The 12,108-nt window shown below is 65.3% G+C and carries 7 protein-coding genes; all 7 read right to left on the bottom strand.

Features of this window, described 5'->3' with window-relative positions; translation table 11 throughout:
* Positions 1-5: 5 nt before the first annotated feature.
* Complete coding sequence (gene cas5u6u / locus HRU81_01210) at positions 6-1,490, bottom strand: type I-U CRISPR-associated protein Cas5/Cas6 (GenBank protein ID QOJ30836.1); 1,485 nt, start codon at positions 1,488-1,490, stop codon at positions 6-8.
* A gap of 2 nt (positions 1,491-1,492) precedes the next feature.
* On the bottom strand, positions 1,493-2,509 hold the full coding sequence (cas7u, locus tag HRU81_01205; protein ID QOJ30835.1) for a type I-U CRISPR-associated protein Cas7: 1,017 nt from the start codon (positions 2,507-2,509) through the stop codon (positions 1,493-1,495).
* 24 nt (positions 2,510-2,533) lie between these two features.
* Complete coding sequence (gene csx17 / locus HRU81_01200; GenBank protein ID QOJ30834.1) at positions 2,534-4,672, bottom strand: type I-U CRISPR-associated protein Csx17; 2,139 nt, start codon at positions 4,670-4,672, stop codon at positions 2,534-2,536.
* Positions 4,669-7,884, bottom strand: coding sequence for a CRISPR-associated helicase Cas3' (gene cas3 / locus HRU81_01195; protein QOJ30833.1), 3,216 nt, complete (start codon positions 7,882-7,884; stop codon positions 4,669-4,671). Before cas3 ends, csx17 begins: the two co-directional genes overlap by 4 nt.
* A gap of 238 nt (positions 7,885-8,122) precedes the next feature.
* A complete protein-coding gene (locus tag HRU81_01190; GenBank protein ID QOJ30832.1) occupies positions 8,123-9,526 on the bottom strand; it encodes an MFS transporter in 1,404 nt (467 codons plus the stop codon).
* A gap of 83 nt (positions 9,527-9,609) precedes the next feature.
* A complete protein-coding gene (locus tag HRU81_01185; protein ID QOJ30831.1) occupies positions 9,610-10,323 on the bottom strand; it encodes an alpha/beta fold hydrolase in 714 nt (237 codons plus the stop codon).
* 22 nt (positions 10,324-10,345) lie between these two features.
* Positions 10,346-12,106 (bottom strand): aspartate--tRNA ligase, encoded by a 1,761-nt coding sequence (gene aspS / locus HRU81_01180; GenBank protein ID QOJ33229.1) that lies wholly within the window; start codon positions 12,104-12,106, stop codon positions 10,346-10,348.
* Positions 12,107-12,108: the final 2 nt, after the last annotated feature.

Genomic DNA, 12,108 nt, shown 5'->3' with positions numbered 1-12,108 from the left:
AATGGTCAGACCATGGGCCTGAACAATCCAAGCCCGTAGTGACAGCCAAAGCCCAGCGCCAGCGGGCCTGCGACGGGTTGCGCAAACACCATGCGCCGGAAGCTGCCCAGACGATCAGGCTGGCTGAGGCCGTGGCGGCTGCGGAAACGCTGGAAATGAATGGGACGACGCCTGCGACCCCGGCCGACGTCCACGTCATCAAGGGTCTCGATGGTGACGGGCTCCGGCAAGCCCCGCTCCCGACATTCGCGGCGGATCTGATCTTCGACGCCGAACCGCTTCTTGACGTGCCAGGGATGCAGATACGGCGTCACGGATACCCAGGTTGTACTGGCTCCGGTAAGGGTACTCGCGACCTCCGCGGTTCCGCTGCCTTCCAGAACCAGGCGCCATTCCGTCCCTCCCCGTTGCCACAGCCTCTGTACCTTGACGAGCGCACGCTGCTCGACATCACCCAGGCCATCAGGCGCATAAACGAGCAGGCGGTCGAGCTTGCCATCGCCGTTGCTGTCCCACGGCAAGTAGAAGGCATGCCGATGACGGTTGCCGTCCGGCAGATCGTGGCCGGAGAAGACAGGCGGGATGCTGGCTTCGCCAAAAGTGCGCTTGCATTGGCCCATGACGGCGACGCGCATGAGCTCGCCGATGCGCAGACTGTCTTCCACGCGCGGCATCGGCTTGCCACTCAGGATGAAGTTGACAGCTGCCACCGCAGGCCTCTGTGCCCGATGAATGGCCGGCCTTGGGCGCAGGGCATCGAGCGGCCGCAGGTAGCTCACCTTTCGTGCGGCAGGTGGCTGGCTCCAGCCAACCTTGCGCAGGCTGCTCGTATCGATGCCGAGCGCATCGAGCAGCGTTGCCGGCAAGGTACTGCCAAGCTTCTTCTGTGCCTTCTTGTCGACGAGAAAGCGCTCGCGCAGGGCCTGGTATTCAGCAGGTGGCAACGGCGCATGAAGCGTCACAAGCTCACCGCGGATTTCACCAGTCTCTACGTCGATCACACTACCACCGGGCCGGCAGTTCACGTCCGCAATCGTGGCGATGCGCCTGGCTTCAACCCAGGACTCGGCGCGGCCGAGATAACCCATGACTGCAAGGAGATCATCCAGCAGCAAGCGCTGGTCATCTGGCAACTCGATATCCGGCCAGATCACGCAAAGCGGCTCTTCACGGTCAACGGCAGCGAAGGCATCGAAAATCAACGATGTCTTTCCAGCAGCAAACTGCGGCATGTAATGCCGTGCGTGGCTGTGACTGGCAGAAGGCAAACTGTATTGAGGAAGTTCTGCCGCCAAAGTCTCGATCAGTGCCTCCAGCGTGGCCTCACTGTGCCGGCCCTTGTACTTGATCTTGTGATGCCAAGTGGCAATCAGCCCGCGCAGAATGCGCCAGGGCTCAGGCGGCCAGGCTACCGCGCCTTCATTGACGTGACGATCCCACGGGGTGGCGTGATAGCGCCCGGCAGGAAACGTGAATGCGAGCGCAAGCATGGCTATTCCCCATCATCTCCGCCGGCATCGTCAACCTCCGCCGCGCCCCTGGTCTTGTCCTTCTTCTGCTTGCCCCCACCGCTGTAGATCACCGAGACGGTCTGGAAGCGCGCCTCGGACGCAGCCGCGTTGATCAGATTCGGCATGCACTGCGCAAGGGTATCGAGGCTGGGCATCTGAAACCCGACCGGCCGTTGCACATCGACCGCTTCACATTCCAGATCGCAGGCGGTACGCAGACGCAGACCGGTTTCGAGGAAGGCAAGAACCTTGTAGAGTGCCAAGGCGACCAGCAGATCGTAAGTCGGTTGCTTGAAGCCATATCCCCGCAACTGGGCAAGATCCAGATTGAAGTAAGCGGCGATATCAGGCGAGACAAACTCGTCCCTGGAGAATGGCACGTTACCAAAGCCCTTGGAAGTATCGCCTGACGGATTGACGGAATCGTTCTTGACACCACCACTGGCTGCCACTTTGGCACCCGTTGCCTCGATGAATCCGGACAGCGCGCGCGGCAGACGCAGGCGCCCTCCCGCCAGCTCCTTCTTCGCCAGGAACACGCCATGCAGGAGCGCATTGATATCTAGGGAAAGCAGGACATGCGCCAGCTTGCGCAGGTCCACAAGACCTTCCTCCATCTCCGCCAGCTCGGTTTTCAACTGAGTGAATACAGTCTTATCGCCGCCCTCGAGAATGTAGGGTGAGTTGATGCGGTGGGCCTCCAATACCGAATTGGTCAGCGGTTGCCCGGACTTGTCCTTGACCTTGATGACCGATAGCCCCTTGAGCGGCGCCACCCAATCATCCGCCACCTTGTCCCAGCACACCGCCTCCATGCGGTTCGCCATGCTCTGCGCAGACTCCACCAGCAGCGTTGGCGCACCATCCGGCCCCTCATACTGTGCTGCCCCGATCTCGGGAAAGCCGGTAGGCTGAAACCGCGTGCCCTGCAGGGGCTTCAGCCTGGCCCGCAGCAGCAGGCGGGGAGCATGTGCGAGGGCGGACAGATCAAGACTCATCGTTGTTCTCCTTGACGGGCAGTGTCAGACAGATCCGGTATCGGGTTGATTCAACACCGACCGCGCCAGTGCGGCGGTGGCACCAAAGCGCAGCGGAATCAGCAGGGCTGCTGCGGCACGCCTGGGATCGATGCCCGTGAGTGCCGGCAGGGCATCAGGCGAAAATAGAGGCGACAAGCCAGATGCCCGCAGACGACGCCATGCGGACACCACAGCACGATTGTCATGATTCCCTGCTTCAAGCTGTGCCAGCATCCTGGGAGGAACAGGCAGCTGCTGGCCATCCGCCAGCAATCCCAGGGAGCGCAACCTGCGCTCCGGCGTCAACACGAGCTTCATCAGCGAGAATGCCGAAGGCAGGACGTCTTCACCCGCACCGCGATCGAAATCCCCGGGAATCTCGCAGAGCGAGAGACCTGGCAGCAGGTCACTGATGCGCGTGTCCATACCATCATGGCGAAGAAAGCCGGCTACGTCTTCAAGCGTCGCTCCCGCCGCACTGTCCAGCGGCTTGTCCGAGAGCGCCAGGCGCTCTGCCAACCAGAGGCGGCGATCGAGCAATGACGGCAAGACATCCACAAGCCGGCCCTTGGCACCATCACAGATGCGACTCTTCTCGCCTGCCTCCGGGGTCAACCATTGGTCGAATCGGCGCTGGACCGGAAACAGCTGCGCACGCAAGGGCAGCGGTTCATGATCCATACCGTGCAGCCCGGCAAGCGCCATGGCTATGCGGAAGGCCGGCGTATCGTCAGCCGCAGCAATCACCCAGCGTCCGGAGAGGCGCGGTATCGGGTTTATCGTCTCGCGCGCCTTGCCGCTCACCGCAAGCGTCATCTGGATCTTGCCAAGCAGGACCAGCAATGCCTGTGCTTCCGCCTTGCGCGGCAGCCTTCCGACCAGCGAGAACAGCCGATCCTCGAGGCGCTTGCACAGCATCCTGAAGCGCACGGCTGTGTTGGCCTCCCCGCTGAAACGACGAAATCGGTCAAGCCAGCCGTGGGCATCCAGCTCATCGAGCCACGATGGACCCTGCCTCTCGTTCACCTCAACACGTGCAAGTGGTGTCGCCAGGTATGCCTTGCCTGAGCGCATCAACAAACCGTACCGCTGGAAGCTGCGCACGCCGCGGTAGGCACCCAGATGCTGTACGGCACGAACGAAATCCAGCGCATCCCTTGCCGGCTTCCGTCCCAATGCCACCCGGCCTTCGCTCATCAATGCCTGTACTTCCGCGTACGTCGCCGACTGCGTCCAAAGAGGCATCCACAGTTCCCCGCGTGCGCTGGAAAAGTCCCCTTCTCCAAGACTGCCCGCCCCGGACCCAACCGCACGCACGGTAAAGGGATAGCTCAGCACGCCGAAATGATCGTCCGCATTGCGTCGTACTGCTGCCGCAGCGAACAACAGCGCGCCTTCTATCATCAACACGAAATCCCAGGGATTGATCGCAGCATCGGCCTCAAACCCCGTACCAGCGTTTGGTCCTCCTGCCTGCCCTGGCGAGAACTGCCCGATGGCACTCTTGGCCAATCCGGGCGACACCATGTTGAACAAGGCTGTTCGAATTCTTTCGAGTGATACTTTCCTTTCCGCGTTGTCGGCGAAAAGGATGACGTCAAGAACACGCTGCATGAAATTGTTGGTGAAATCGAGCCGGCCGTCGTTGCCGCCGGTACCCAGCAGCGGTGGATATCGGGCCGCCTCACTGGCAAGAAGAACGGAGGCATCAAACCAGGCAAGCGCACCATCGGGCAGCTGCCCACGCATTGTGCTGAGAAGACGTGCCTTGTCATCTTCCTTGGGGCTGCTCGAACGGTCGTACCCCGAAAGCGCAGACTCAGCAATTGCAAGACAGTTCCGGTAGTCATGCAGTCGCGCATCGCCGCTTTGCATTATGCGCAGCAATGCATCCTTGTTGTCCTTCTCGTAAAAGCCACTGCCGCCATTCCACGGCGCCATCACCGGTGTCGGCGCATACTCCTCAAGAAAAAACTTCTCGATTCCGCCGCGGTCAAGCGGCGTCGTCAGCACGAAGCAGTCCCCACGCCATGCGCCGCGCGTGTCCGGATACCAGGCCGAAAGCAGGCGTAACACACCCAATGCCTTGAGATAGCTGGCGAGCGGGGTTGCCGTACATCCATCCAGCACATGCTCATTCATGACCCGGCCCCCTGCTGCAGGCGTTCACGCCAGATCGCCATCAGCGGCGTCCAGTGGTGGCGGTCGGCGGCGCGCAGTGCGGCGAGGTAAAGAGCGGTTGCCTCGCCCTCATCCGGTGTCGGATCGACATCCGGGAGGTCGAGACGGCGTGTCAGCCAGTCGATGAACACGCGTGTGGTGCGGCCATTGAAATCGGTGAACGGGTGAATGCTGAGCAGCCGGCCCTCGGCAAAGGCCAGCAGCTCCAGCAGGGAATCACCGGCCTCGGATGGCAAGGCATCGATACGGGCCTGGAGATCGCGCACGTACTCACGCATCCCCTGGGCGACGAGATGCGGCAAGGGCGGTTGATGCTCGCCGACAATGACCTCCTGGCTTCGCCAGCGGCCGGAGAAGTCTGGCGTCAGGTCGCCACAGATACGTTTGTGCAGTTCGAGGAAGAGACTCTCATCAACCAGCCGGCGATCAAGTTCGCCCTGGCGGATGGCGTACTGGGCCTGCTCGACGCGGCGCGCCAGATGCGGTGCGAGCTCGGCGTAGCTCAGGATGCCGAGTGTGGTGTCGACGTAGCGGGTTGCTGCTTGAGGCGGCCGAGTTCGGCTTCCAGCATCGCCTGATCCACCGGCTCGCCCTCGAAGGCCATGCTGCGCGCCACCTTGCGTGGCAGATTCGCCAGTGCGCGCCGCTGCTGCTCCGCCCGTGGCAACCTGCGCCAGTGATGGATGGCTTCGATCCAGTTCATGTGTCGCATTGTGCGGCTGCCCGTCGACCGGTTCAAGCTGTTCGGCTGCCGAGGCACGCCAGTCGGCCAGCCGCACCAGGGTTTCCAGCCAGGCCAGTCGAATCGGGCCAAGCCGATCCCGGAGCCGCAACGCACGTTCGCTCCACGATGGCCCCTGCTCGCCAAGCCCGATTTCCATCAGCGCAAGCTTGAGCGTGATTGCCCCGCTGTGTTCACCGTCAAAATCCAGCGCGGGCAGCAAATCACCCTCATGAATACCACGAGCAAAGCGCCTGACATCGGCGCCCGCCTGTTCCGTAGGCATGGCGCGCAGGCTCATGCGCACCTTGCCATGATGGGCGAGGATCAGGTACGCGACGAGATCGGCATCCGGCTCCGCGTCGTACTGGGCCAGCCAGCCCAGCATGGAGGCCAGCTCGTGGCGGAAATATGGACGGTCGTGGCGCATCGGCCCCGCGCAATCGGACTTGGCCAGCGGCCGCGCCGGATCGGCTGGCGGGCGACAGCGGTACATCGAGCCCTGAAAGACCGCGTGGAGTTTGCCCAGGTCGTGCCAACGGCCAGCGCGCACCACCGCACCGAGATGCTCCGTCTCGCCGACCGCAGTGCACAATCGCCCGGCATGCTGGGCGACGTGTGTGAGGTGCTCGGCGAGCAACACCGGCCTGTTCTGTCTCGAGAGTCCGTCATCGGTGTAGTCAGGCATGCTGTCGCGGCCCGTCGCTGCCGGCGGCAACGGCTGCACCGGCTTCCGGCTGTCGGCATCAAAGCCGATGGTCGGGTCGTAGCCGCCATGGGTACTGCTTGCCATCAGTACCATGCCGGGGCGCGGCTTGCGGTCACGCTGTAACCTCGACCACCGGCCGTCCAGTGCGTCCCAGTTCCAGAGCGTGACGTCCTTGCGCCTGACCAAGGCCGTGACCTGCCCGATGGACGCCGGGCACAGCTCATCGCGGACGGGTCGTGCCTGCGGTTCCGGCTGGTTGGGGTCGCCCTCGAATTCGCGCCAGAACACCTGCACGCCGGGTGTACCGCTGTCACGGATGTAGTCGGATACATCGACGTCGAAGCCCGACAGGTCAGGGTCGGTATTGAAGAGATCCAGGAAGTCCTTGCGACGCAGAACCGCCGTGAGCGGGTGAGCTTCATCCGCTGGTGGCAAATCCTGCGGGCTCGCACTCGCCAACCCCGCAAGCCTGGTGCGCGCAACATCCAGTACTTCGTCCGTATAGGGCAATACCATGGTCTTGTCTGGCTCGATATCGATCCAGAATATGTGTGCGCCGTCCTTGTTGTGCTCCCCGTAGCGATTGCAGCGGCCGAAGCGCTGCACCATCGACGTCCACGGAGCCAGCTCGGTAAACATCACCCTGGAGGAAATATCGACACCGGCCTCGATGGCCTGTGTGGCAACGATGATGCGGTCGACGTCAGGCTCATCACGCAGCCGTCGCGCCTGCGCGGCCCGCTCGGCCGGACGGAAGCGGGCATGAATCAGCAGATCCCCCTTGCCTGCCCGCTCCCTGCACAGGAGCTGGAAGAGTCCCTGTGCCCGGCTGACATTGTTGAGGATGACGAGGGTCTGCGCTTTCACGTCATGGTGCGCGAGCACTTCCGCGCATAGCGCACCGAGATACGCCCTGCCATTCTGCTTGCCGTTGTCATTGCCGAGACGCAACGTTGCAGACCGCAATGACTTGACGGCACGCAGCCGCTCACCAGCCTGCTGCCTGTCCACATCGCCGATGGTATGGCGTTGCAGCGAGTCCATATGCGGCCGCAGATCGACCGTCGCCAGCCACTCCTGGCGCAGCGTTGCCGAGACCCACAGCGAATGGCTCGCCACGGCCGGCACGAAACGACGACGAAAAGCTTCGATCTGTGCGGAAGTCGCCAGCCCTGCACCCATCAGCTGCACCTCGTCGTATGCCCAAAGGCAGTCGTTGTGCAGCAAGGCAAAGTGGATGGGCCACTGGTAGCGGCTCATGCCGTAACCACGCATCAGGGCGCGTGAAAGCAGCATGTCCTGGGTGCCGATGAGGATCATGTCCTCTTCCGGATGCTCGGCCCAGGAGCCGAGGTCCTCCTCGCCACCCATCAGCACATGGACGGATACCTTGTTGTCGCCCTGCTTTCCGTGAATGTCCAGGTTGCAGAGCCAGCCGGCGACGTTGTCGCGCGTCTGCTCAACCAGTACGCGCATCGGAAGGCACCACACCAGGCGGCGTGGAGTGGAGGTATCGACGGGGCCGGTGCGGCCACCTTTGCGCCAGCCCCGCTTCCACAGCCACGCCAGCGTGATGGCTGCCGTCTTGCCCATGCCGGTTGGCACATCGAGAAGGTCCGGCCAGGGATCGGTGGCCAGTCGATACTGATAGGCATAAGGGGAGTCCAGTGTTGTCGCCGCGCTGAACACCTGCGCAAACGTGGCATCCGATATGCCTTTCGTGCTGGTACCGAATGGCTCCATGTCTTCCCCTGCGCCAGCACCCGTGAGGGTGGTGATGACGAACTGCCGGTGCGGTCAACCCAGGAATCGGCATCCGCCGCTACTCGGTCGCGGCATCATGATTCGCTGCGATTGCCACAGCCGATAACGGGTATCAGCCGTATTTCTTCTTGATTCGAAGCTTATATCAGGGGTGGCTCACAGCGTGAGCCACCGGGGCTTCCCGTGGCACCCCGCCTGGCGAAGCCCGCCGGCCGCCTCAGACCCCCAGCTCCACCCCGCCCCGCTCCGGCTTCAGCGGCCCGGGCGCCTTCCAGCGCACCCAGAGGCCGAAGAGCACGACTAGCACGGTGATGGTGCCGACCATCTCGAACACGGCGTGCGGGCCGATGGCGTCGAACAGGCGGCCGCCGACGGCGGTGCAGAACAGGATGCCGATGGCGCCGGACATGTTGAACAGCCCGATGACCGCACCGCGCGATTCCTTCGGTGCTTCCTGACCGATGAGCGTGGCGGCGGCGGCGAAGGCGCTGATCTGGCCGATGCCGAGGAGCAGGAAGAACCCCAGGTTCCGGCTGTCCAGCGGATCGTCGACCATGTCGGTGAACAGGAACCCCGCTGCGGCCAGCGCCATGCAGACCACCGCGCCGGTGACGCGGTTCAGCTTGTCGAGCATGTAGCCCATGATCGGCAGCCAGAACAGGCCGGCGGTGGTGGAAGCGGCGAACAGCATCCGGCCCTTGGCGGAGGCCTCGGCCGGGTCGTAGCCCGCAGCCATGGCGGCGCTGGTGCCCCAGAGGTTGACGAAGGTGCCGACCACCACCAGGTCGCCACGGGCGATGAAGGCGCAGGCATAGGCGAGCGCGACCCGCGGGTTGCGTGCCGCGGCGAAGCCGCTCGCCACCAGCTCGCCGATGGGCAGGCGCGCCGCGCGGCTGACGCCGGCGCCCGGCTTGAGGCCACGGGCGACGACGACCGCCGAGAAAAAGCACAGGCCGGCGACGATGCCGTGGGTGAGGTAGCCGGCCATCTGTGGATCCCAGCCGCGGCCGACGAAGGCCTTCATCATGCCGCCCAGCCCGACCGAGAGGATGATGACACCGAGGCCGTTGAGGGTGCCGATCAGCGCGGTGGCCTTGCCGCGCGAGGCATTGGCCGGGTAATCGGCGAGCGTGGTCTGCAGCATCGCGGTCGTCAGCCCGACGCCCAGGGCGTAGACGATGCGGTAGCCGGTCAGCTCGGTGACCGACCCGGCGAAGGGATACAGGGCATAGGCAATGCCCATGAACAGGTAGCCCACCGCATAGACCTGCCTCCGGCCGATGCGGTCGGCCAGCACGCCGGCCGGGCCGAACACCAGCAGCAGCACGATCTCGGTCCACGCGGCAAGGTCGCCGGATATCTGGCCCTGCTCGTTCGCCGGTACCTGCAGGTAGACGTTGAGGACGTAGGGCGTGCCGATGGCGACGAAGGCCAGCAGGCCGATGGTGGTGAAGGCGCCGTAGAGCAAGGTGCCGAAGTGGCTGCGGGCGACATCCTCGGCAAGCTCGACGAACCAGAATTTCCTGACAGGGGCGGTACCCGCGGCCGGCGGGGTCTCGGGTGCGCTGATCGACAAGTCGGTCCTCCTGCTCGGCTTGGGTCGGGTGCGGCAGGCGGCCATGATTCCTGCATGCACGGCAGAACGCAATGCTGCCCGAGCCCGGCGCGACGACGGCCGCCTCGCGAAGCCCGGACGCGGCAGCCTCAGCCTGTCTCGCTGCCCGTGCGGGCGAACTGCCCGTGCCGCAGGAAGAAGGCGGTCTGGGAGGCCACCAGCGGCGACACCAGCAGGCCGGTGTGGCTCACCTCGATCTCGAGGTGGTCCCTGATGCCCGGCAGCCGGGTTTCCTCGACCGCGACCGTGCCGTCGTTCGGGATCGGCAGGTTTTCGATGACCACGCCGAGGCCCAGGCCCATGGTCCCGGCGATCACGCCGACCTCGCGCGCACCGCGGTATTCGTCCAGGCCGCCTTCGAGCACGGCCTCGCGCATGGTCTGGCCGAGGATCTCCTGGCCGAAGGGCAGGCCGGCCAGGGCGCGTGCGGCGACACTCCCGCGCAGCGGCGAGCCGAGGCAGACCACGCGGCCCGGACGCGGATCCGGGTAACGCAGCAGCGTGTGCAGCGCCAGCAGGCCGCCGAGGCTGTGGCCGACCACGTGGAGGGTGTCGCCGGGCACGGCGGCCAGGTACTCATGGAGCTGGCGCACGTTGGCGTCGAGCCCGGCCTGCACGGTGCGGTAGCTGTACTGGCGCGGGTCGAAGCCGTAGTCCTCGCGCAGCCGGCTGCGCAGCAGGCCGGTCTCCATGCCGGTCATCCACAGTCCGTGGACCACGACGACGTTGTCGGCGGGAAGCTGGGCTTCGGCTGGCATGATCGCGGCGACGGTGCCGGCAAGCAGGAAGCTGCGGCGGTTCATCGTCTTCGGGCGCCGCCGCCGGCTAGCTGCGCAGGCGGATGCCGGTTTCCTTGAGCTGCTGCGGCGACACGTCCCCGGGCGCCTCGGTCATCAGGCAGCTTGCCGTCTGGGTCTTCGGGAAGGCGATGACGTCGCGGATGCTCTGCGCACCGGCCATCAGCATCACCAGGCGGTCCAGGCCGAAGGCGATGCCGCCGTGGGGCGGGCAACCGTAGCGCATGGCGCGCAGCAGGAAGCCGAACTTGCCCTCGGCCTCCTCCGCCGGCATGCCGAGCACGCGGAACACCGCGGCCTGCATCGCCTCGGTGTGGATGCGGATGGAGCCGCCGCCGATCTCCGTGCCGTTGAGCACCATGTCATAGGCGCGCGACAGCGCCTTGCCCGGCGCCGCCTCGAGTTCCCCGGGGCTCGCCACCTTCGGCGCCGTGAACGGGTGGTGCAGCGCCGCCCAGCGCTTCTCCTGCGCATCCCACTCGAAGCCGGGGAAATCCACCACCCACAGCGGGCGCCAGCCCTCGGCCACCAGCCCGCGGTCGTGCCCGAGCTTGACGCGCAGCGCGGCCAGCGAGTCGTTGACCACCTTGCGCTTGTCGGCGCCGAAGAACACCAGGTCCCCGGCCTGCAGCTGCAGGCGCGAGACCAGCCCCGCCACCGTGGCATCGGGCATGAACTTGAGGATCGGCGACTGCAGGCCTTCGCGGCCCTTCGCCGGGTCGTTGACCTTGATGTAGGCGAGGCCCCTGGCGCCGTAGCGGGCGACGTAGGCGGTGTAGTCGTCGATTTCCTTGCGCGAGAGCGTGCCGCCGCCCGGGAGCCTGAGCGCGGCCACGCGGCCGTCCGGATCGGCCGCCGGATCGGCGAACACCTTGAACTCGATGCCCTGCATCAGGTCGCCGACTTCCACCAGCTCCAGCGGGATGCGCAGGTCGGGCCGGTCGATGCCGAAGCGTTCCACGGCCTCGTGGTAGGTCATCCGCGGCAGCGGGTTGGGCAGGTCCACATCGAGGATGGTCTTGAAGAGGTCGCGGACCAGCGCCTCCATGACCTTCATGATGTCGTCCTCCGTCATGAAGGACGTCTCGATGTCGAGCTGCGTGAACTCCGGCTGGCGATCCGCGCGCAGGTCCTCGTCGCGGAAGCAGCGGGCGATCTGGTAGTAGCGGTCGAACCCCGACATCATCAGCAGCTGCTTGAACAGCTGCGGCGACTGCGGCAGGGCGAAGAACTTGCCCGGGTGGGTGCGGCTGGGGACGATGTAGTCGCGCGCGCCTTCCGGCGTGGTGCGCGTCAGCATCGGCGTCTCGATGTCGATGAAGCCGGCGGCATCGAGGAAATTGCGCATCGCCCGGGTGACGCGGTGGCGCAGGCGCAGGCGCGCCGTCATCTCCTCGCGGCGCAGGTCGAGGAAGCGGTAGCGCAGGCGCAGGTCCTCGCTGGCGGCTTCGTCGTGGTGGAACGGCGGGGTTTCCGCCGCGTTGAGCACCTGCAGCGACTCGGCCACCAGCTCCACTTCCCCGCTCGGCAGCTTCGGGTTCACCGTGCCTTCGGGGCGACGGCGCACGCTGCCGCGGACCACCAGCACGTACTCGCTGCGCACCCGCTCGGCCTCGGCGAACACCGCGGTGGCGTCCGGGTTGGCCACCACCTGCAGCAGCCCCTCGCGGTCACGCAGGTCGATGAAGATGACGCCGCCATGGTCGCGCCGGCGGTGGACCCAGCCCGCCACGGTGACGGCCTGGCCGACATGGGCGGCATTGACCTCGCCGCAGTAGTGGGTGCGCATGC

It is taken from the genome of Gammaproteobacteria bacterium (assembly GCA_015709695.1).
GTDB lineage: Bacteria > Pseudomonadota > Gammaproteobacteria > Steroidobacterales.
This window is presented reverse-complemented; position numbering and strand designations above follow the sequence as displayed.